18 protein-coding genes and 1 riboswitch are annotated in these 21,135 nt (G+C 71.3%); of the genes, 3 read left to right on the top strand and 15 right to left on the bottom strand.

Annotated features, from left to right (window positions below; all coding sequences use genetic code 11):
* Positions 1–36: 36 nt before the first annotated feature.
* The 6 genes from D187_RS20175 to hprK form a co-directional block, all read right to left on the bottom strand.
* A complete protein-coding gene (locus D187_RS20175) occupies positions 37–804 on the bottom strand; it encodes a PTS system mannose/fructose/sorbose family transporter subunit IID (RefSeq protein ID WP_002622469.1) in 768 nt (255 codons plus the stop codon).
* On the bottom strand, positions 801–1,517 hold the full coding sequence (locus tag D187_RS20170) for a PTS sugar transporter subunit IIC (RefSeq protein WP_002622470.1): 717 nt from the start codon (positions 1,515–1,517) through the stop codon (positions 801–803). The genes D187_RS20175 and D187_RS20170 overlap by 4 nt, the downstream gene beginning before the upstream one ends.
* Positions 1,518–1,521: 4 nt before the next feature.
* Positions 1,522–2,007 carry a PTS sugar transporter subunit IIB gene (locus tag D187_RS20165; RefSeq protein ID WP_002622471.1) on the bottom strand — a complete coding sequence of 162 codons (486 nt, stop codon included), beginning with the start codon at positions 2,005–2,007 and terminating at the stop codon, positions 1,522–1,524.
* A gap of 33 nt (positions 2,008–2,040) precedes the next feature.
* Positions 2,041–2,487, bottom strand: coding sequence for a PTS sugar transporter subunit IIA (locus D187_RS20160; RefSeq protein WP_002622472.1), 447 nt, complete (start codon positions 2,485–2,487; stop codon positions 2,041–2,043).
* Between the two features lie 258 nt (positions 2,488–2,745).
* Complete coding sequence (rapZ, locus tag D187_RS20155) at positions 2,746–3,609, bottom strand: RNase adapter RapZ (protein WP_002622473.1); 864 nt, start codon at positions 3,607–3,609, stop codon at positions 2,746–2,748.
* Positions 3,606–4,571 (bottom strand): HPr(Ser) kinase/phosphatase, encoded by a 966-nt coding sequence (hprK, locus tag D187_RS20150; protein ID WP_043430645.1) that lies wholly within the window; start codon positions 4,569–4,571, stop codon positions 3,606–3,608. Before hprK ends, rapZ begins: the two co-directional genes overlap by 4 nt.
* 51 nt (positions 4,572–4,622) lie before the next feature.
* On the opposite strand from hprK, the gene D187_RS20145 reads away from it, so the two are divergent.
* Both D187_RS20145 and D187_RS20140 read left to right on the top strand, forming a co-directional pair.
* On the top strand, positions 4,623–6,089 hold the full coding sequence (locus tag D187_RS20145; RefSeq protein ID WP_002622475.1) for a glycosyltransferase family protein: 1,467 nt from the start codon (positions 4,623–4,625) through the stop codon (positions 6,087–6,089).
* A 19-nt stretch (positions 6,090–6,108) separates the two neighbouring features.
* Positions 6,109–6,453 (top strand): histidine triad nucleotide-binding protein, encoded by a 345-nt coding sequence (locus D187_RS20140; protein ID WP_002622476.1) that lies wholly within the window; start codon positions 6,109–6,111, stop codon positions 6,451–6,453.
* Positions 6,454–6,459: 6 nt separating this feature from the next.
* Here the strand turns inward: D187_RS20140 and D187_RS20135 are convergent, their stop codons facing one another.
* Complete coding sequence (locus tag D187_RS20135) at positions 6,460–8,511, bottom strand: chloride channel protein (protein ID WP_002622477.1); 2,052 nt, start codon at positions 8,509–8,511, stop codon at positions 6,460–6,462.
* 228 nt (positions 8,512–8,739) lie between these two features.
* Here D187_RS20135 and D187_RS20130 point away from each other — a divergent pair, with 228 nt between their 5' ends.
* Positions 8,740–9,111 (top strand): hypothetical protein, encoded by a 372-nt coding sequence (locus D187_RS20130; RefSeq protein ID WP_002622479.1) that lies wholly within the window; start codon positions 8,740–8,742, stop codon positions 9,109–9,111.
* 63 nt (positions 9,112–9,174) lie between these two features.
* Here D187_RS20130 and D187_RS20125 read toward each other — a convergent pair whose 3' ends face one another.
* The 8 genes from D187_RS20125 to D187_RS20090 form a co-directional block, all read right to left on the bottom strand.
* A complete protein-coding gene (locus D187_RS20125) occupies positions 9,175–11,712 on the bottom strand; it encodes a serine/threonine protein kinase (protein WP_438356959.1) in 2,538 nt (845 codons plus the stop codon).
* Between the two features lie 194 nt (positions 11,713–11,906).
* A complete protein-coding gene (locus D187_RS20120) occupies positions 11,907–13,616 on the bottom strand; it encodes an adenylate/guanylate cyclase domain-containing protein (RefSeq protein WP_002622481.1) in 1,710 nt (569 codons plus the stop codon).
* 21 nt (positions 13,617–13,637) lie between these two features.
* Positions 13,638–14,129, bottom strand: coding sequence for a QcrA and Rieske domain-containing protein (locus tag D187_RS20115; protein WP_043430640.1), 492 nt, complete (start codon positions 14,127–14,129; stop codon positions 13,638–13,640).
* A complete protein-coding gene (locus D187_RS20110; protein ID WP_002622483.1) occupies positions 14,126–14,824 on the bottom strand; it encodes a hypothetical protein in 699 nt (232 codons plus the stop codon). Before D187_RS20110 ends, D187_RS20115 begins: the two co-directional genes overlap by 4 nt.
* Positions 14,821–16,125 (bottom strand): hypothetical protein, encoded by a 1,305-nt coding sequence (locus D187_RS20105; RefSeq protein WP_043430638.1) that lies wholly within the window; start codon positions 16,123–16,125, stop codon positions 14,821–14,823. Before D187_RS20105 ends, D187_RS20110 begins: the two co-directional genes overlap by 4 nt.
* Positions 16,126–16,269: 144 nt before the next feature.
* A riboswitch (cobalamin riboswitch) is annotated at positions 16,270–16,491 on the bottom strand.
* Between the two features lie 84 nt (positions 16,492–16,575).
* Entirely contained in the window at positions 16,576–18,144 is a 1,569-nt protein-coding gene (locus D187_RS20100) for an MXAN_6577-like cysteine-rich protein (protein ID WP_002622485.1), read from the bottom strand.
* Positions 18,141–20,090, bottom strand: coding sequence for a TonB-dependent receptor plug domain-containing protein (locus tag D187_RS20095; protein WP_002622486.1), 1,950 nt, complete (start codon positions 20,088–20,090; stop codon positions 18,141–18,143). The genes D187_RS20100 and D187_RS20095 overlap by 4 nt, the downstream gene beginning before the upstream one ends.
* Positions 20,091–20,143: 53 nt before the next feature.
* On the bottom strand, positions 20,144–20,710 hold the full coding sequence (locus tag D187_RS20090; RefSeq protein ID WP_002622487.1) for an FHA domain-containing protein: 567 nt from the start codon (positions 20,708–20,710) through the stop codon (positions 20,144–20,146).
* Positions 20,711–21,135 lie beyond the last annotated feature (425 nt).

The following is a 21,135-nucleotide window of genomic DNA, read 5'->3' as shown; positions in this document are numbered from 1 at the left end:
GCCGTCCCTGTTCGCTCGATGTCTTGCCCGACGTTTCTACAAGAAAGCACCCGCCACGCACGCCAGTCCCGCGGCGAGGTACAACACCACGTAGCCGGGGACCCGCCGGGCCACCAGGACGTAGGATACCGCCCCCAGGGCCAGACAGCCCATGGATAGCAACGGGGCGAAGCGCCCCCCGGCGTCGACACCGAAGTCCACCGCCAGCCAGGCCGCCAGGCCCCCGGCGCACGCCGCCCCCACCGACCGCAGCTTCGCCCCCCGGCCAGGCAGGTTTGCCCGGGCCACCGCCTCCACCAGCCGGTCCCCCATGGACAGGCCCAGCACGTACAGCCGGGCCCGGAGCCAGAAGTGCACCAGGTTGTAGAGCACCAGGAAGAGCACCGCCGCCCACGCCGCCAGCACCGGCACCAGCGCCGCGCACACCGCCCCGGTGGCGGGTTTGAGCGACAACCAGAAGAAGCCGTCCCCCAGGGCCGCCAGCGGGCCCATGAGCGCCGCCTTGAAGGCCACCACCTTGTCCGGCGTCTCCTCGCCCCGGGCGATGCGCTGCTCGTGGTGGAGCACCCCCCCCACGATGGCCGCCGCCACGTAGGGGTGGGTGTTGAAGAAGACGAGGTGCCGGCGCACCGCGGCCTCCAGGTCGCGCTGCTCCGGGTAGAGCCGCTGGAGCGCCGGGTAGACGGCGTAGGCCAGCCCCAGGTTCTGCATGCCCTGGGGATTCCAGGAGGCCTGCAGGAAGAGCGAGCGCACGAAGACGCGCAGCAACACCCACCACGGCAGGGAGGGGGCCGGCGTGCTCACAGCCACTCCCGGAGCGCCAGCAGGGACGCGGTCAGGATGACGACGCCCGCGCCCAGGCCCGCGTAGAAGGAGGCGCGCTTGGCATGGCTGCCCCGCGCGGCGATCGCCGCGGACACCGAGGCCATGGCGGGGTAGGCCCACGCGAGCCCCCGGAGCACACCCAGCGGCAGTTGCTCGAGCAATGGCCCGAGCAGGAAGCCCACCAGGGCGCACACGCTGGTCATCGCGCCGAAGAAGACGAAGTGCGGCCACATGCCCCAGAGGTTCTGCCGCATGGCCCGCGTGAGCTGGCCCGTCTCGGCCGAGGCGAGCGCCTTCTTGGCGAGCCGCGCCGAATAGCGCTCGAGGAAGCGATCCACCTCGCGGCCCAAGCGGCCCAGGCCGAGGAAGAGCAGCACGGAGAGCGACCAGATGGCCGGGGTGGAGCCGGCTCCCGTGGCGGCCGCCATGCACGCCGCCGACGCCGAGGCGCCCGTGGCCGACACGGTGTCATGGTCCGGCAGCGAGGCGCCGAGGTTGGCCGAGCCCAGGTGGAAGAGCTCCAGCACCAGGCCCACGAAGAGCCCCGAGGGCACGTCATCGAGCAGCACGCCCATGGCGGTGGCCGCCACGAGGGGCCGGGAGAACATGGCCTGGAGGAAGGCCTTGCGCTCCACCGCGACGAGGCCGCCCCAGACGCCGGCGAGCGCCACCTGGGTCCAGCCCACGTTCACGGACTCACCCCGCCTTTCCCCAGCGCTCCACCAGCTCCGGCAGCTCCACGGGCTTCTCCGTGGGCACCGCGCGCGCCTCCACCCGCACGCCGTCGTGGCCCAGCCGCTGCAGCGTCTGCAGCTCCGACTCGGACAGGAAGACGGAGGGGGACACCTGGCGCCGTCCCGTGCCGAAGTGCACGTTGCCCAGGTTGAGGTGCTCCAGCTTCAGCCCATGGGTCTGGACGAAGGGCACCGCCGCCACGTCACGCAAGAGCAGCAGCGTCTTGAGGCTGTCTCGGGAGGCCCCCGCGAAGTCCACCTGCTGCAGGGGGAGGATCTGCACCTCGATGGCGCTCTGCACCGCCAGGGCCATCGCCGCGCGCACCAGCGGACTGGCGGCGGCCTCGTCATCCGCGACGATGACGCGCGAGACCTTCAAGTGCGGCAGCCAGGCCTCGACGACCTGTCCATGGATGAGGCGGTTGTCGACACGGACCAGGGAGATCACGGCAGTCTCGAATCGCCTACCCGGCGGGGGCCGTCAAGTTCGCGGTACACTCTGCTGCTGACGTTGCTGCGCCTCACGCAACAAAGCCGACGCACAGGTGATGTTGCGCTGCCCATAGGATGCGAGCTGGGAGGCCATCTCCGCCAGCGGCATCTCCTCGGACCGGAGCGAGTTGGCCTTGAGGAGCATGGGCAGGTTCACCCCCGCCAGCACCTCCAGCCGCCCCTGACACCGCTCCGAGCACATCATGAGCGATTCCTTACAGGGCGTACCGCCGAACAGATCGGCCATGACGATGACGCCATCGCCCTGGTCCAGATCCGTCACGGCCTGCCGCATCTTCGCCCGGAGATCCTCCAAAGAGGTTCCCGGCTCGATGTTGCAGGTCGCCACCGCGGGCAGCTTGCCCACGATCTGCTCCGCGGTCGTCACCAGTTCGTCCGCCAGACGTCCGTGCGATGCCACTACGAGGCCGACCATGTTCACCTCCACCAGCCCCCCGGGGCTGCCTGACTACGCCTGAACGGAACGACGCGCAACCCCCACCGAAAGTTTCGTTGCCGCCCAATCCCGACTCCACACCTGCTACCACCTTGTCACCCTTCCTTCAAACTAAGGTCGAACGACACGGCCCGCCCGAAATTTCACTGTCGACGACACCTTGCGTTGTCGTCTGGCAGACGAGGGGGCGAGCACCCGTCACGGGTGCCCCGTCCCGGGGGAGCGAGGGCCTCCCGGCTACTCCTTCTCGATGTCACGGTGCCACACCTGCACGCGCGGGTGGTCCCCGGAGAGGCGCTGGCGCAGCTCCTCGGCGATGGCCACCGAGCGGTGCTTCCCGCCGGTGCAGCCGAGCGCCACGGTGAGGTACGCCTTGCCCTCCTTCTGGTAGCGCGGGAAGAGAAAGCGGCACAGGTCCACCACCTTGTCCACGAACTGCTGCGTTTCCTCACGGTCGAGCACATACGCGGACACGCGCGAGTCGCGACCGGTGAGCCCCTTGAGCTCGGGGACGAAGTAGGGGTTGGGCAGGAAGCGCACGTCGAGCACCAGGTCCGCCTGGGGCGGCACGCCGTGGCGGAAGCCGAAGCTCATCACCGACAGCGAGGGGCTGGCGGGCTCGGGGGAGAAGCGCCCCTGCACCATGCGCTTCAAGTCATGGACGTTGAGCACCGACGAGTCGATGACCTGATCGGCCAGCTCGCGCAGGTCCTTGAGCCGCTGGCGCTCGATGGCGATGCCCTCGGCCACGGTGCCCTGGGGCGCGAGCGGGTGGCGGCGGCGCGTCTCGCTGAAGCGGCGGATGAGGCTGTCGTCGCTGGCGTCCAGGAAGAGCACCTCCACGTGGTGCCCCACCCGGCGCACCTCGTCGAGCACCCGCGGGGCCTCGTGCAGGAAGATGCCCTCGCGCGCGTCCACCACGAGCGCCAGGTGCTCGAACTGTCCCGCGCCGGCGAGCTCGGTGAGCTTGGGCAGCAGCAGCACCGGCAGGTTGTCGATGCAGAAGAAGCCCACGTCCTCCAGGGCCCGGATGGCGGTGGACTTGCCCGAGCCGGACATGCCCGAGATGACGACGATGTGCTTGGCCAGCGCGTTACTCACTCGACTTCCTCCCGACGGGCGCGGCGCGTCGCACCCTCGGCGATGGCACGGTTGAGACGCTCGGCGAACTCGCGCGCCGAGTGATGGCCCCGCTGCTTGAGAAGCTGATTGCGCGCCGCCACCTCGATGATGGTGGTCATGTTGCGGCCCGGGCGCACGGGCACTACCGAGAGCGGCACGTCCACGCCCACGATGCTCATGAACCTGTCCTCCACGCCCAGCCGGTCATATTCCTGGTGGGGATCCCACTCCTGCAGCTCGATGACCAGCTCGATCATCTTGCGCTCGCGCACCGAGGCCACGCCGAACAGGTCCTTGATGTTGATGATGCCCAGACCGCGGATCTCCATGTGGTGGCGGATGACGGCGTTGCCCGTGCCATACACCACGCCCTGGCGCCGCCGCGTCACGTCCACGATGTCGTCGGCCACCAGCCGGTGGCCGCGCATCACCAGGTCCAGCGCGATCTCGCTCTTGCCGATGCCGCTCTTGCCCAGCAGCAGCACGCCCACGCCGAACACGTCGATGAGCACCCCGTGCAGGCTGCTCGACTCGGTGAGCGACTCCTCCAGGAAGGCCTGCACCTGCTGGATGAAGGCACTGGAGAGCAGGGGCGTGCGCATGAGCGCCAGGCCCGCCTTCTCACACGCCTCCGCCAGGGCCTGCGGCGGATCGATGCCCTTGGTCACCACCACGCACGCCAGCTCCTCCTGGAAGAGCGAGTCGAGCACCTCCCGCTGCCGCTCGAGGGGAAGTGTGCGCAGGTAGGAGACTTCCGTGTTGCCGAACACCTGGACCCGGTGGGGGTGCAGGTGCTCGGTGAAACCGGTGAGGGCCAGCCCCGGCTTCTGGATGCGCGAGGAGTTGATGCGGTGCTGCAGGCCCCGCTCCCCCGCCACCAGGGTCAGCTGGAGGTCGTACTCGCGGTCTTCCAGCAATTGGGATACGCGGATGGAGTTCATCGGACCCAGGTGGAATATCACCCGGCGGCCCTTTTCGCGTGGTCAACCCACATGTCGACCCCTCCCCCCCGCCCCGAAGCCTCGTCCGAACGGCTCCTCGCCCGGGCCGTCCTCCTGGTGGCCGTGGGGGTGGGAGCCGCACTCCGGGTGTGGCTGGCCCTCTCCGATGACGGGGTGTACTGGCCGGACGAAATCTACCAGAGCCTGGAGCCGGCCCACCGGCTCGTCTTCGGCTATGGGATGCGCGCCTGGGAGTTCATCGAGGGGGCGCGCAACTGGGCCCTGCCGGCGGCGGTGGCCGTCCTCTTCAAGCTGTCCACCTGGCTGGGGCTGGGCGAGCCCCGGGGGTACCTGGGCCTGACGCGCGGAGTCTTCGCGCTCATTGGGGCGGCCACCGCCTGGGGCAGCGCGCGGCTGGCGCGGGCGTATGGGGCGTCGGCGCTGGCGGCCGCGGCGGGGGCCTCGCTGTTCGCCCTCACCGCCGTGCCCCTCTACTTCGCCCCCCGCGCCCTGAGCGAGAACGCCTCCGCGCTGCCCGTGGTGCTGGGACTGGCGTTCGCGCTCGCCCCGGACGCCTCCCGGCGCCAGCGCCTGGTGGGGGCCTCGCTGCTGGGGCTCGCGGTGTTGCTGCGGCTGCAGACGGGCATCTTCTGCGTGGGCCTGCTCGCGGTGCTCGTGGCGCGGCGCCAGTGGCGCCAGGCGGGCGAGGCGCTGGCGGTGCTCGCCGGGTGGGCCCTGCTCTTCGGCCTCCTGGACTGGCTCACGTGGGGCCGGTGGTTCCACTCGGCGCGCGTGTACCTGGACTTCAACCTCCTGCAAGGCAAGGCCGCCACCTTCGGCACCGCCCCCTTCTCCTACTACGGCCACGTCCTCTGGCTGTCCATGGGCGCGCCCACCGCCGTGGCGCTCGGGCTGTCCCTGTTCGCCGCGCGGCGGGCCCCGGGCCTGCTCGCCGTGGCCGCCATCTTCGTCGCGCTCCACGCATGGCAGCCCCACAAGGAGCTGCGCTTCATCCTGCCCGTGCTGCCCCTGTTCGCCGCGCTCGCGGGCGTGGGCCTGGACACGCTGCTGCGCCACCTGCCTCCCTCGCCCGCGCGGCTCGCCCTGCCCCTGGTGGTGGTGGCGGTGGCGGGCGTCTCGGCCCTGCGCATGGGACGGCTCACCTTCCAGGACCTGGGGCAGTACGCCGGGGCCAAGGCCCTCTCGAGCGCCTGGGACGACTTCGGGCCCCTCAACCGCCTGCTCATCCACGCCGGCAAGCTCGAGGACCTGTGCGGCCTCAAGGTGGAGGCGGTGCACCTGGCCTGGTCCGGCGGCTACAGCTACCTGCACCGCGACGTCCCCCTCTTCTCGCACCTCGCGGCGGGGCGCAACTCGGGCTTCTACAACTACGTGCTCACCATGGCGGGCGCCGAGGGCGCGGGGCAGCGCGTGGCCGGGGAAGGCCCCTTCATCCTCGTGCGGCTGCCCCAGACGCACTGCGTGCCGGATCCGAACTGGACCTCGCGGCTGCCGTGAGGGTTAGACTGCGAGGCCCATGTCCGACTGCCTCTTCTGCAAGATTCGCGACGGCCAGATTCCCGCCAAGGTCGTCTACCGTGACGAGCAGTGCCTCGCCTTCGAGGACATCAATCCCCAGGCGCCCACGCATGTGCTCTTCATCCCCCACAAGCACATCGCCACGGTGAACGACATCACCCCGGAGGACCGCGAGGTGGTGGGCCAGCTCTTCGTCGCCGCCGCCAAGCTGGCGCGCGAGCGCGGCCACGCCGACAACGGCTACCGCGTGGTGATGAACACCCAGCGCGACGCCGGGCAGACGGTGTTCCACATCCACCTGCACCTGCTCGCCGGGCGCCCCCTGCACTGGCCTCCGGGGTAGGCGGTCCTACCTTGGTAGTTCCGTGGGGGAGAAGGGCGGCTCCTTCTGGCGGATGCGCCGCTCGCGCTGGAGAAAGCGCAACAGGCCCGCGCGCGTCACCACCCCCACCCGACCCTCGCCCCGCACCGGCAGCGCATCCACCTCGTGCGCGTCCATGGCGCGCAGGGCCTCGCCCACCGGCGTCTCCACGGACACGGCGGGCACCCGTCGCACCCACCCCTCCACCGTGCCCCGGTTGGCCCGAAGCTCCTGGGCCTCCAGCACGCTCGCGCTCACCACGCCCAGCAACGTGCCCGCTCCATCCCTCACGGGCAGCGCCCTCTCGTGCGACGCGAGCAGCCGCTCGCGCACCTCCGGCGCCCACGCCCCGGGCTCCACCGGCTCCACCCACGCCACCAGCTCGTCCACGGGGATGCGCCCGAGCGTGTTCGCGTCCACGCCCGCCCGCCGCTCCACCAGCGCGTGGCACAGCGCCGAGGCGATGGTGCACGTCACCATCAGCGGCAGGATGATGGCGTAGTTGCCGCTCAGCTCGTACACCATCATCAGCCCCGTCAGCGGCCCGCGCGTGAGCGCCGCCACCGCCCCGCCCATGCCCACCATCGCGTAGGCCCCGCTCGGCGCGGTGATGCCGGGCAGGGCCGCGTGTATCACCTCGCCGAAGGCCCCACCCGCCAGCGCCCCCATCACCGTCATGGGGAAGAACGTCCCGCCCGAGCCCCCCGAGCCCAGCGTGATCGCCGTCCCCACCAGCTTCAGCAAGCAGCCCGACGCCAGGAGCGACACGGACAGCGCCCGCACCGCCGCGTCGTTGATGGACTCGTGGCCCGTGCCCCACACCACCGGGTGCACCAGCGCCAGCCCTCCCACCACCAGGCCCCCCAGCCCCGCCTTCACGAACAGCGGCAGCCGCCCCACCCGCGCGCTCCACCGGCCCCTGCCCTCGCCATGGAAGAACGTCTCCACCCCATGCAGCGAGCGGATGAAGGCGTACGCCAACAGCCCCGTCACCAGCCCCAGCAGCGCGTAGAAGACAATCTCCCAGCCACTCACCATGCTGTACGCCACGCGCCGCACCATGGGCGCGCTGCCCATGACGCCCCGGCCCACCAGCGTGGCGGTGACGCTCGCGAGGATGATGGGCGAGAAGACGCGCAGTTGGAACTCGCGCAGGATGATCTCCATCGCGAACAGGGCGCCGGCGATGGGCGCGTTGAAGGACGCGGCGATGCCCGCGCCCGCTCCACTGGCCAGGAGGATCGCCAGCTCGCGCCGCGTGAAGCCCAGCGTGCGGCCCACCTCCGAGCCGAACGCCGCGCCGCCAAAGACGATGGGCCCCTCGCGCCCCGCCGAGCCCCCCGTGCCGATGGTGATCGCGCTCGCCACCAGCTTGAGCACCCCGTCGCGCCCGGGCAGCCGGCCCTCGCGCTCCACCGCCTTCACCACCTCGGGCACGCCGTGGCCATGCGTCTCGGGACGGTCGCGCAGCACGCGGCCCACCAGCACGCCCCCCAACATGGGCAGCAGCATCACCCACCAGGGCGGCAGGTGCCGCACCTCGCGCCCCACGTCATGCAGGTGCCCGAGCACCGAGTTGGTCGCCGCCAGCGCCACCAGCGGGTAGTAGAGCGACAGCGCCCCCAGCATCAGCAACCCCAGCACCTCCAGGCGGTGCTTCACCTGGCTTCTCGGGCCCCCTGGCTGGATGAGGCGCGAGAGCATCAACGCGCTCAGCCCGAGCGGAATCCCCACGAGGAGGAACTCGAACTCCCAGCGCGCCTCGGCGAACGCCTGGCGCAGGGCGGCGCGGGTGGGCGAGTCGGCATCGAGCGCGTCGAGCAGCTTGGGAAAGCCCAGGGCTATTCCGCTCACCAGCCCGATGAGGTTGGCGAAGAGCCCCGCGGCCAGACCGCTGTAGAGGCCCACCAACGCCCCCGCCACCGGCAACACCGAGGGCCCCGGCAGCCGCAGCCGGTTGGTGAGTGCCAGCAGCCGCAACACCCACCGCTCCACGCGCGCCCACGGCCCCGACCGCCCACCCTCCTCGATCGATTCCATGGGCTCTCGAGCACGCCGGGGTTGAGAGCCCACAACCTCGGCACCACGCCAGGGCGGGCACAGCCCCACCCCGGGACGACCTCCCACCGTCCGACACTCGCAATGCCTTCCACCAACGCCTCTCACCAAACGGCCAGGCAACCCCCCGCTCCTGGCCTGCTCGCCTCGGGAGGAGGGCCTACCTTGTGAGCCAGGAAGACAAGACGGATTTCCACCAGGAGGCAGACAATGTCGCGTTGGATGGGGTGGATGCTGGCGGTGGGCATGGGCGGCGCCCTCATGGCGGGCTGCAATGGGCCGGAGGCCTCGAAGCAGTCCGGCCGGTTCAACGAGCCCGTCCACCAGAAGTACCAGAGCCCGGCGGCCTCGGAGGCCGAGAGCGGACAGGGAGGCTCGGGCGGCGCGGGCTCGGGCGTGGCCCTGGACAAGGGCTGGAAGGATCACCCGGCGAACGCGGACAGCAACCAGGGGTACGAGCGGGGTCCCTACGTCATCGATCGGCCCCAGGCGGTTCCCCGGGAGCGCCAGCCCGGTCCCCTCGGCGTGGGCTCGGGCACGGACTCGGCCCGGCAGATGGCCCAGGAACAACTCAAGGAGTGAGTCCCGGGCGAGTGAGTCCCGGGCTCCATGCCCCCATCCATCCATGGGATGGGGGCGCGAGGCTCAAGAGCCGTTCCTTCTCTTGTTGAGGTCGCGCTGGAGCTGCCTCACCTTGCCGAGCAACTGCGGGTCCTCGGCGTCCCCGGCCTGCTCCACCTGATGCTCAAGGCTTTCATAGCGGCTGCACAGGAAGCTGAGGTTGTCACACGCGATGACCCGGGTGAGCCGTTCGTACGCGAGGCGCGTGCGGGCCCACTCCTTCTGCAGCTCCGTCGCCCCCCGTGTGGCGCGCGGCTTGCGCCCCGTCGGGGCCTTGCTGGGAGCCGCCTCGGGTTCCGGTGACGGGGCCGCGAGGGGAAAGAGCAAATCCGACTCCATGGCGGACTCGGACGACTCCGCGCCCGTGTCCAGTGCCGTACCCGCGTCCAGCGCCGTCCCCGCGTCCAAGGTGGACTCGGAGGGGACGACCCCGGGGGAGGACGGAGGCGCGGGCGGTGGAACCTCCTCGCCAAGAGGCGCGGAAGGCGGTGGAACGGCCACGGGAGGCGCCACCTTGGGCGTGGGGCGCGCCAGGGCACGCGCGGGCGGCGGGCGCGACGCGGGCTGCTGGGAGATGACGGCGGCCCAGAGACCCACGACCAGGACCATGCCCAACAGCACGATGACCAGGGGCATCCACCGCCGCCGGGGTCGCGCCGCACGCCCCCGTGCCACGGGCATGGAGGCAGTGGGCTCCCGCGCGACTGGCAGAGACGGGGTCTCCTCCGTCCGCTCCTCGTCCCCATCCTCCGGCTCGAGGTCGTCCGGAATCGCCCTGCGCACGGACGAGGGGCGGGAGACACCCGTCGTCACCACGCGCCGTCGGGGGATGCGCGTCCCGCCAGACTTCGGCCGGTGCGATGGCGGCACGTCGTCCTGCTCCGTGTCGCGCAACAGCGACTCGTCGAGCACCACGCGCGGCTGGGTGTCCTCGTGGTAGACGTCACGGAGCACCACGCGCGGCTGGGTGTCATCCGTCCGCGCGAGCGGCATCTGGATGCGCGGCTGCGTGTCCTCCACCCCCAACCGCCCCTCCTCCGAGTCCTCGTGCAGGTCGGTCCCGACGTAGGCCGGTTCCTCCTCCGGCTCCGCGTCGGGCGCGGACAGCTCGCGCTCCTCCGTCTCGAACAGCATCGGAGGAGACATCGGCTGCTCCCGCCACCGCTCGGGGCTCCGCGCCGCCTCGGGAGGAAGCGCCGCCTCGGGAGGAAGCGCCGCCTCGGGAGGAAGTGACTCGGACCAGCCCGGCGTGTCCTCGATGGGCGGCGGCACATCCTCCAGGGTGCGCGGCATCAGCCCCTCGAGGAGGGCTGGAGGCGGCTCTGGCACGGCCCGCATCTCGTCCAACGTCGGCACGTGGGAGCCCGAGGGCCGCTCGCTCCGGGACTCCTCGATGGCCTCCCGGGCAACGGCGGGCCGCGTGGGCCCCTCCAGCACGGCGTCGGGAGCCGTGGGCTCCTCCATCGCCACGGCCGGCCGCGTCTCGCCATCGTCACGCCCGGCGACCCCCTCGCGCGTGCGCGGCGTGGGCTTGAAGGACAGCGGCTCGACGGGCCCATCCAGGCGGATCGTCTTCGGCGGCAACATGGGCACGGGCCGCGGCGGCGCGCCCTCCGGCCCGCCCGCGGCCTCGGGCTCCGGCTCGGGCACCCGTCCCACCTCGCGCAACATCACCAGCATCCGCCGCTCGGTCAGGTACTCCGAGGCGAACAGCTCGTGCATGTACCGGCTGATGGACTCCGGACCCGAGGCGGCGTCCAGCTCCAGCAGGCACGCGTTGAGCCGGCCGCGCAGCTCCTCCGCCGCCTGGAAGCGCTGCACCGGCTCCACCGCCAGCGCCTTCATCACCAGCTGCGACACCGAGTCCGGCACCCCGGGCGCCACCTGGGACAACGGCGGGATGTTCGGGTGGGCCACCGCGGACATCAGCTCGCCGGGCGGCAGCGAGTCGAAGGGGTTCTTCCCGGACAGCAGCTCGTACAGACACAGGCCCACCGCGTACAGGTCGCTTCTCCGGTCCACCGGCAGGTGCCGGGCCTGCTCGGGCGACATGTAGAGGAACTTGCCGAGGATGATGCTCGGGTTCGTCTTGGCCGCGCTCAGCCGGCTCTTGGCCAGTCCGAAGTCGATGACCTTCACCTCCCCCTCGTAGGAGATGAGGATGTTCTGCGGCGAGATGTCCCGGTGCACCAGGTTCAGCTCGCTCTCGTCATCCCCCTTCTTGCGGTGCGCGTAGGCGAGCGCGTCCAGCACCCGCCCCATCACGAACAGCACGAAGGTGAGCGGCAGCGGCATCTGCCGGTCCCTCGCCCGCGCCGCCACCTTGCGCAAGTCCTTGCCGTCCACGTACTCGAGGGCCATGTACGCATCGCCCTCGTGCAACCCCATGTCCAGCACCTGCGCGATGGAGCCGTGCGTGAGCTTCACCAGCGTGCGCGCCTCGCCCACGAAGCGCTCGACGAACTCCGGATCCTCCGCCAGCTGCGGCAAGATCTTCTTGATGACGCACAGCTTCTCGAAGCCCTGCATCCCCTCCAGCCGCGCGAGGAAGATCTCCCCCATGCCGCCCGTGGCGAGCTGAGTCAGCAACGTGTAGCGGCCAAACGGCACCGGCCGGAACGGGCGCAGTCGCGCATTCGAGGACGACGGATTCATGCCGGGGGCGGGGCACTCATGCTCAACAAGGGGGCCCCATGCTCGCACTGATTCGGGGCGGAGCGCGAGTCTCCACCTCCATTTTTCCACCCATGCCTACCTCAGCGCACACCGGGGTTGGTGAGCTGACCGACGTCCTCGTCGAGGACCTCGAAGGCGGCCACCTTGTCGCGCGGGGGACGGAGCAGGCGCTCGCCCAGGGGGACGACGTCGAAGCGGGCGCCGGTGACGGCGAGCGTCTTGCCGGTGACGAGCAGCTGGCCGGGCTCGGCGGAGCCGGCGAGCCAGGTGGCCACGTTGACGCCCTCGCCCACGGCGCACAGCGAGGGGCGCGAGTCGGGGCCCACCATGCCCACCAGCACCTTGGCGGTGTTGACGCCGATGCGCAGCGCGCACCGCTCGTCCGCGGGGCGGCGCGCCATGTGGCGATCCCAATCCGAGCGCAGGGCGAGCGCGGCGCGCACCGCGTGCACGGCGTCATCCGGCCGGTTCTGCAGGGCCCCGAAGATGGCGCGCATCGATTCACCGAGCAGGCCCTCCAGGGCGCCCTCGAAGCTGAAGACGAGGCCCCCCAGCCGCGCGTGGAAGTCGTTGAGCAGCGCCGAGGCGCGCGCGGGCCCCAGCCGGGCGCTCAGCGCGCCGAAGCTCGCGAGCTCCACGTGGACGATGCTCACGGTGCGCTCCTCCAGGCCCTGGGGCCGGGAGCCCGAGCGCAGGGCCTCGGTGGCGCGCCGCTCGGCCACGTCGGGGGCGTGGAAGCGCTCCAGGTGGTAGCGCAACGGAGGGCCGGAGCTGGACGACGCGGGCGCGGAGAACTTCTGGATGCCGGTGGACACCAGGTGCGCCACGGCGGTGCAGGCGTCGAGCATCACCTCCAGCTCCGTGTCGCTGCGCGCCGAGGTGTTGATGTAGAGCACGCCCGCGAACGTGGGCTCACTGCCCAGGGGGATGCAGAGCACCCGATCCACGCCATAGAGGATGACGCTCTCGCGGCTGGCGAAGCGGCGGTCGTCGCGCACGTCCCCCACCAACAGGGCGCGGCCCTGACGCAGCGCCTCGTCGATGATGGCGTCCGAGACGGGCACCTCGCCCTGGGACAGCTTGCCCCGGTGGCGCACGGAGGCGGGCACCAGCACCCCCGTGGAGTGGCGCAGGAGCACCACGGCGGTGGTGGCGTCGATGCGCTGGAGCATCCGGTCCATCGTGGACTCGAGGAAGGACGTCAGGTTCGTGGCGGTGGCGAGCGTCTCCGCGGTGCGGAAGAGCAGGAAGAGCGTCTCGGCGAGTCCCCGCTGGGGCTGGGGCGCCGCGGTGGGCGGCGCCGGCGCGAGGGGCGCCGCGGCCATGGGAGGGGACGAGTCGCCCCAGGGCGTGGAGATGTTGTCGAGCGCCCGCAGCAAGTCCACGTCCTTGATGTTCTTGGCGAGCAGGACGGAGGGGCCCACGTCGTCGCCGTGGCCGAAGCGGCGCACGCCTCCGGCGCCCAGGTCCACCATCTCCGTGGCGACGTTCTCCGACTGCTGCGCCTGGCGCACCGACACGGAGTTCTCCCCCAGGGAGATGGTGTCGCCGGGGCGCAGGTCGGCGCTGCCCTGGAAGAGGGTGCCGTTGAGGCGGCTGCCGTTGCGGCTGCCCAGGTCCTCCACGCGCAGCTGGTCGCCCTCCAGCACGAGCCGGGCGTGCCGCCGCGACACGAGATCGCCGCCCAGGACGATGTCGTTCTCATCCGCTCGGCCGAGGTAGGTGACACCCTCGGGCAATTCGTAGGAGGTATCGAAGTAACCCGGGCCGTTGATGATGATCTGCCACATCGCGCCCGGCAGCCTACACGATCAGCGCGCCCGGGAGATCCACACCGACTCGCCCACCTGGGCCGTCGCGAAGGTCTTCAGGGGACGGGTGGCGGGGCCGCGCAGCACCCGGCCGTCCTCCCCGAAGCGCGAGCCATGGCACGGACACTCGAGGAGCGACTCGCCGGGCTTGTAGGCCACCAGACAGTCCCCATGGGAGCAGATGTGCCAGACGGTGAAGAAGCAGCCCGACGCGGTGTGAATCACCACCACGTCGAGCAGCGCCTCGGGCACCCGCACCACCGCCGAGCCCCCCGGCTCGCGCAATTCCGGGTGGTCGGTGAGCCGCACCTCCACCCAGCCCTCGGCGGCGGAGCCGGGCGTGACGCCACACGCCGCGGCATCGGAGTCCTCCCCCTCCTCCCGAGGGCCACATCCGGCGCACAGGGCCGCCAGGGCACAAGTGCCCTGGACAAGCGAGCCCAGCACGCGCCGGCGGGGAAGCGCCGGGGGAGGAGGGAGCGGTCGCGTCATGGCGTCTGGCAGAGGGCGTAGCCGTTCACCACGGCGACCGCGTCCAGGTCGAACCCCGAGGAGGGGGAGCCATTGGGGTTGTTCCCCGCGTCGCGCACACGGACGAAGCGGGCCCGGGGAACGCCCAGGGTGGCGAGGTCGAAGCCGTTCCCCCCCGCCACCGTGGGATCCGTGGCGCTCACCCCATTGGCCGGCGAGGAGTACACGGGCGTGGTGCCCGCGCAACCAGGATAGCCCCCCGCCGCGTCCGTGGAGGCGCAGGGGAACTCGTGCCAGGTCTGGCCATCCTCGCTCACCGAGACGATGCCCCGCTCCGTGTAGGGGCCGATGGGGCTGATGAAGACGTTCTCGAAGACGAGCAGGTCCACGCCCGGGCCGTCCACCACGCCGACGTCGGTGAACTCGAGGACGATGTCTCCCCCACGACCCAGCGAGAGGACATCCACCGAACCCGAGCCCGCTCCTGCTCCCTGGGGAGGTCCGAGCACGATGCCGGGGAAGTCTTGCTGGCCAAAGCCCGCGTTCAGGCCGGGCGAATAGGACGCCACGCGATCGGCGAACGGCTGGGGCTGCGCCGGGCATGCCGCGAGGGCCTGGGCCTCGTCCTGGAGAGAAGGCCCCCCACAGCCCGTGGCGAGCACGGGAAGGAGGAGCCAGGCGCCCCCGGACAGCCGGGCAACGAGCGAGCGCATCACGGCGTCTCCGCGTGGAGGCGCACGAGCCGGCGGCCGTTCTTGTCCTCCACGCCGACGAGCAGGTCCTCGGCCAGGGGGGCCATGGCCACCACGCTGGTGCAGGTGTTGTTGCTCTGGGTGAGCACCGCCTTGAGGTCCCCCGCGGTGACGCCCTTCCCGTCGCTGCCCGCCGGGCTCAGCGCGATGCGCGAGACGTCATGGGTGAGCTGCTCGTAGGACTCCGAATAGGAGCCACGATGCAGCGCCACCCCCGCTCCGAAGCCGGCGGCATAGAACAGGTCGGACCCCGCGTAGATCCGAGGCGTGTTGGTGTCCGCCAGGTCCAGGCTCGTCCCCGCCGCCAGGGCGGGCGCGTACGTCTCGGGAGACACCGCGTGCAGGACGTTGTTGCCGCCGTAATAGCCGAGGACGACGATCTTGTTGGTCGTCAGCGCGTTGAAACCGCTGGCGCTCTGGGCGACCGGGAACGTGGCCAGCCTCGACACCGAGAAGGGGGTGCTCTGCGTCTTGAGGGCATAGACGGCGCTGCCCGTCTCGCTCACGCCCTCCAGAGCGAGCCCGTTGAGGAGGAAGGCCCCGTCCAGTCCCACGGCGGAGAAGTTGCCCTTGGCGGAGAGGTACGTGGACGCGTTGGTCACCGTATCGTGGACGGCCACCTTGCCGGAGAGATCAGCCCGGGTGTAGCCCGCCACCAGGCGAACGCCATCACTGGCGAGGTAGTTGCTGACAAAGGCGTCCTGCGGCCCATTGGGCTCGACGACGGGGAACAGGGGCGTGGTGCTGGCCGCGACATTCGGCCAGGTGCCAAGCGCATAGACGCTCTTGTCCGAGTTCACGCCGTACACCGTGTACGAACCCGAGGCACCCGCCACCGAGGTGATGGCGCCGATGCTCGCGGGCAGGGGGGCGGACTCGACGACGGTGAAGCCCGGCTGGAGTTGCAGGGTGCCGAGCCGCGCGTCATGCGGCAGATCCGCGCACGCCGTGGGCTCCGTCCCCGCGTCCGGCTCGGGCTCCGTCCCCGCGTCCGTCCCCGCGTCCGGCTCGGGCTCCGTCCCCGCATCCGTCCCCGCGTCCGAACCGTTCCCGGGATTCGGGGAAGCGACGTCCTTCACCACGCAGGTATCGGCCTCACACACGTACTGCTTGCCCGCCGGCGGGGCTCCCTTGCTGTTCTGGCAGTCGAAGCGATCCACGCACTCCGGACCACTGCAACCCGTCACCATCCATCCGAACGCCACGGCCCCCACCGCCATCACGACCTGGCTCAGCGAGCGCGACTTCTTCATCTCCGTCATCATCCGCGTCCTGCTCCTTGCCCCCTCGGGCACAACGACTTCACGAAGGGAGTGGATGCGGAATGAGCGCTCGGGCGCGGCCCGTGAGAGGACGCACACGATGACCCATCCGCGCCCCCCCTCGGAAGCATCGGTATGATCCGTGCCCACTGGCACGGGTCCCTGGCAGGTCTTCGGACTCACGGGCATGGGCGGCTCTCGACAGAGTCCCCCCGTCCTACCGGCCGTCGCTTCCCAGCCCTCGCCGGAGGGCCAGTGCCTTCTGACAGCTTTCGTTCCCGTTCACCGCTGCGGGGCAGTCCCGGAGTCGCACCGGATTCCCTCAAGCCTCCACCACCCGGTGGAAGAACCAAGGACGGCAGTGGGGATAGGGTCGCGGAGGCACCTTTGTCAAATCGGTTATCCGTGACGCGTGGCGCCGCGAGTGCAACACAACACCCCCATCAGGACCGCTCACGGGAGAGCGATGACATCACTGACGAGCGAGGGGCCCGAGCTTCGAGGACAGATGGCCAATTCCTTGCGTTCCACGAGTGTGTCTCCCACGACCTCGATGATGAAGACGCGGCCCGCGTTGTTGTCGGCCACGTAGGCCCGCGGGCCTACCAGGGCGAAGCGTCCCGCCGAGGGCAGCGGACACGACGTCGCTTCCGGACAGCCCAGCGCGAGCGAGTCCAGCACGCGGCCATCCGCGCCGAGCAGCACCAGGCCCGTGCCCCGAACGTCCGTGAGGTTGAAGTCGACGTCATAGGTGGCGGCGCCGCCACAACTCACGAGCAGCCGCTCGCCCATGGGGAGCACCCAGAAGGGGTTGAGACACGCCTCGCCCAGCGCGAGCAGTTCCACCGCGCGGGTGCCCGGATCGATCCGGGCGAGGAACCCGGGACCTCCGGCGGAGTAGCTGCGCGCATCCAGGTTGCCCAGCGCGGCGTACACCCGGCCCTGGAGCGAGGTGATGCCCGCGGGCGCGGGGAGCGTGGTGCGGCCGGGGAAGGGGCGCAGGGCCTCGCCCGAGGGCAGCACGAAGGTGTCCGTGATGACGGGCGCGGTGGGCTCCGCCACCGAGACGCGCACCACCCGGCCTCCCGCGGACGCGTCCCCCTGGAGGTTGCCCAGGAGCGTGACATACGCGTCCGGCCCCTCCAGGGTGAAGGCATACGGGTTGGTGTTGGCGCCGAAGTTCACACTGCCCACGTTGGTGAGGGAAACGCCCGTGGGGAAGCGGGGGCCCGGACCCGGAGCGGACTCGCTGTCGCGCCGCAGCACCTGCAACGTGTTGCTCGTGGAGTTGAGGACGAAGACGAAGGGGTCGCGCACGAGCACCTGATTGGGAACCTGTCCGGTCTGGGTGCGCGCGGGCAGCTCGCCATAGTCGGAGAGCCGGGCCTGGAGCAGCCGCGAGGACACATCCACCACGAGCAGCACGTCCTGCATGGGCGCGAGGGACACGGGACTCGTGCCCACCCTCACCGCGGGCCCCCGCACGTCCGCTCCCGCCTGGATGCCCACCACCTGTCCGGTGTTGAAACACGCGGCGACGACGTCATCCGTGCACAGGCCCCCGTGACAACTCCGCGCGTCCGCGCACACGCTCCCGCAGGCGCCGCAATGGAAGGCATCCGTCCGCACGTCCACGCACGAGCGCCCGCAGAGCGCCGAGGACGCCAGGGTACACGCGGCCTTGCACTCACCCTGCTCGCACACCTGCTCGGGGCCACATGCCACGCCGCCCGCGCCCGCGCACCCGCCACAGTGCGCCGGGTCCGACGCCGTCACGACACACTCCCCGCCGCACAGCACCGCCCCCACCCGGCACTGACAGGCCCCCTCGACACACTGCTGCGTGGCGGAACAGGCCACCCCGCACGCGCCACACTGGGACGAGGAGCTGGAGAGATCCACGCACTCCGCTCCGCAAGCGCTCAGGCCCTCGGCGCACAGTGGCCCCTCGTCCGGACACCCCGCCAGCACGAGGCACAGGAGCACCGCGAAAACCACCCCTCCGCATCGCCTCGGCGTCATGGCGTCTTCCTTCCCGGCTCGAACGCGCCCGACACGGACACGTACACGGCGCGGCCCGGCAGGGGATAGCCCACGAAGTCCTCGACGCGCGCGTCGAACAGGTTGCGCACCTCGAGGGACACGGTGAGCTCCGGGCGCGAGCCGAAAGTGCTGGACACCCCCGTGTGGACGAAGGCCCGGCCGGGCAGGGTCAGCACGCCGTCCCGCGACAGCGCGTGGGCCGACTGGGCCAGCACCTCCACGCGTCCCGTGAGCCACCGGGGTCCTCCCAGCACCCGCGCGAACAGCTTGTGCCGGGGCCGGTAGGGCAGCTCGCGCAGGTAGAAGCGCCCGTCGCGTTGCAGGTCATTCGACACGGTGAGCGTGTAGCTCAACGCGCCCGAGAGGAACGGATGGGGCCGCCACTCGCCCTCGGCCTCGAGCCCCACCACGCGCGCCCGGACGAAGTTGTAGGGCCGGGCCGCTCCGGGCGGATAGGCCTCGTAGGAGATGAGATCCTCGTAGAGGCTCGCATAGCCCCCCACCGAGGCGGAGGACACCTCCGAGCGGTGCACCACCGCCGCGTCCGCGTACAGCGCGCTCTCGGGGCGCAACGCCGGGTTGGGCAGGAGCGTGCCCTGGCGCACGTACAACTCCAGGAAGGACGGCGCGCGGTGGGCCCGTCCCGCGTTGGCCCGCAGCTCGAAGCCCGCGGGCAGGAGCAGCGTGGCGCCCAGCTTCGGCGACCACAACGTATAGGGTCCCGCCCGCTCCACGCGCACCGAGGGCGCGATCGTCAGACGCTCGTCCCACGCCCGCACCTCGTCCATCGCCATGACACTCGCGCGCAACCACGCGGGCGCTCCTCCGGAGGCCGCGGCCGTCTCCGCGGCGGACACGGCCTCGCCCCCCACGCCCACCAGCGCGGACAGGGCGTGCCGCCCCCACCGCTTCCGCCCCTCCGCCTCCACGCTCCCCACCCGCTGCACCTGCGCCGGTGTCCCGCCCCACGCGCCTCCGTCGAGCGCCAGCCCGTCCCGCCGGTAGTACGCGCGCGCCTCCACGCTCCCGCCTCCCGGCAACGCGCCCGCGAGCCGCACCGTCGCCGAGCCCCGGCGCGCGGACTGCCGTGCGTCCACGCTCGGATTCTGCGCGGTGCCCGCGAGCCCACGCCCGTCGAGGGACAGCTCGCCCAGCGCGTCCACGGAGAAGCCCCCGCCCAGTTCGCGCCGCAGCCGCAGCAGTCCCCCGGCCCCGTGGGCATCGTTGTTCGCGCGCCGCGACTCCACGAGCGCGTCCCCGGGCAGCGTGGGGCTCGGATCGAAGAGGTAGCGGAAGTTCCCGCGCGACAGGCCGCCGTGGAGCAACAGCAGCACCTCGTTGCCCGCGATCGGCCCCGTGGCCGACAGCCAGCCCACCGCCGTGTCCCAGATCCCATACGACAGCTCACCCGCCACGCGGGCGGTCTCACCCGGACGGCGGGTGATGATGTTGATGACGCCGCCGAGTCCTCCCGAGCCGTAGCGCGCCCCGGCGCCGCCGCGCAGCACCTCGATGCGCTCGGCCAGCGCCACGGGCACGCGTGACACGTCCGCGATGCCTCCGGCCCCGTTGAGGGGAATGCCATCGAGCAGCACCAGCGTCCCATTCGAGGACGCCCCGCGCACCACCACGGCCTTGCTCTGTCCGTAGCCGCCCGAGTCCTGCACCACGACGCCGGGCGCGGTGGACAGCAGCGCCGCGGTGTCGCGCGCCGCGCCCGCGCCCTCCTCCCCGTCGATCACCGTCAGGGCACCGCTGGGATCACGCCGCGAGGCGGACTGCGCGGGCTCGGAGACGGGACGTGCCTCCTCCACCTCCACGGTGGGAACGCGGAAGGGCTCGCCTCCTGGAGCCTCGGGAGGCTGGGCGAGGACGGACGCGCTCGTGCCGAGTGCCAGGCACCCGGCGAGGGAAGACCACCGCATGGGCCCGCCTTCCCGCTCGAGGGCCCGGCATGGGCCCCAGGGGCGTGCCTTTCCTAGGGGGCTTCCCCGTGGCGAGTCAAGAAGCTCTCGGACACAGGCGTGGGCGTGGCGCGCGAGTGACGCGCCAACCAGTCGAGAATGAACTGATTGAAGGCGGAGAACTGGAGGAAGGTGGCCATCACGTCCCCGAAGCGCAGCGAGGCCCGCTCGAAGAGGGGCGACGGCCGGCCGGGGATGAGCAGGGTGCCATTCTGCCAGGTGCCGTTGTGGCTGCCGCTGTCGGAGACGTACCACATGCCCGTCTGCGCCTCCTCGTTGAAGGAGGCGTGCACGCGCGACACGGTGGGGTCCTCCACCATGATGTCGCTGTCGAGCGTGCGGCCCAGGACGATGCCCGTGGCGGGCGTCATCGCGTGCGAGCGCTTGCGCACCTCGAGTACCAGCGGCTCGGCGACCGTGGGGCGGCGCAGCGACAGTCCCGTCATGGTCCTGCGGGAAAAGGCAGGACCCACGCCCACGGGAGTGGCCTCCCACACCAGCACCGGCCAGCACACCGCGCGCCGCACGGACTGGGGATCATCCAGGAACTGTGACGCGAGGGTGGAGAACTTCAGATGCACGGTTCCTGCCTCCAGCTCATGTGGCGAGGGCACCAAGGTGTGCACGGTTTTCAACCGCGCTAGTCCCCATGACGCGGTGGGACGCGGGAGCACAACGGCGCTCCGGGTGGTGGGAGCGCGCCCCGGCTCCGTCCTCGCGCCGGGATGGAAGAAGCCGGCGTGTACGCCCCGCGCGGGTGTCCTCCGAGGTGGGCCGCGTTGGCATGACCGCTGCTGTGGGGCGAGGGACCGTGCCACTCCAGGCGCGGGCAGGACAAAGGATCAAACGATGCTGACGGCGGGAAAGCGGTTGGCGGTGTTCTCCATCCGCGAGGGCAAGGGCGGGAGCATCTGGGTGCGCGCGGGCAGCGCGTTCGTGAACAAGGACGGCTCGCTCAATGTATTGCTGGACGTGCTGCCGCTGGACGGCAAGCTGCACGTGCGCG

Origin of the sequence: Cystobacter fuscus DSM 2262 (assembly GCF_000335475.2) — a bacterium.
GTDB classification, from domain to species: domain Bacteria; phylum Myxococcota; class Myxococcia; order Myxococcales; family Myxococcaceae; genus Cystobacter; species Cystobacter fuscus.
This window is presented reverse-complemented; position numbering and strand designations above follow the sequence as displayed.

Coding starts and splice junctions, on each gene's coding strand:
- D187_RS20135 (WP_002622477.1), bottom strand. CDS start 8,511: ATGGAATCGATCGAGGAGGGTGGGCGGTCGGGGCCGTGGGCGCGCGTG.
- D187_RS20145 (WP_002622475.1), top strand. CDS start 4,623: ATGTCGACCCCTCCCCCCCGCCCCGAAGCCTCGTCCGAACGGCTCCTC.
- hprK (WP_043430645.1), bottom strand. CDS start 4,571: ATGAACTCCATCCGCGTATCCCAATTGCTGGAAGACCGCGAGTACGAC.
- D187_RS20105 (WP_043430638.1), bottom strand. CDS start 16,125: ATGATGACGGAGATGAAGAAGTCGCGCTCGCTGAGCCAGGTCGTGATG.
- D187_RS20120 (WP_002622481.1), bottom strand. CDS start 13,616: ATGTGGCAGATCATCATCAACGGCCCGGGTTACTTCGATACCTCCTAC.
- D187_RS20140 (WP_002622476.1), top strand. CDS start 6,109: ATGTCCGACTGCCTCTTCTGCAAGATTCGCGACGGCCAGATTCCCGCC.
- D187_RS20115 (WP_043430640.1), bottom strand. CDS start 14,129: ATGACGCGACCGCTCCCTCCTCCCCCGGCGCTTCCCCGCCGGCGCGTG.
- D187_RS20100 (WP_002622485.1), bottom strand. CDS start 18,144: ATGACGCCGAGGCGATGCGGAGGGGTGGTTTTCGCGGTGCTCCTGTGC.
- D187_RS20160 (WP_002622472.1), bottom strand. CDS start 2,487: ATGGTCGGCCTCGTAGTGGCATCGCACGGACGTCTGGCGGACGAACTG.
- D187_RS20125 (WP_438356959.1), bottom strand. CDS start 11,712: ATGGGGGAGATCTTCCTCGCGCGGCTGGAGGGGATGCAGGGCTTCGAG.
- D187_RS20095 (WP_002622486.1), bottom strand. CDS start 20,090: ATGCGGTGGTCTTCCCTCGCCGGGTGCCTGGCACTCGGCACGAGCGCG.
- D187_RS20130 (WP_002622479.1), top strand. CDS start 8,740: ATGTCGCGTTGGATGGGGTGGATGCTGGCGGTGGGCATGGGCGGCGCC.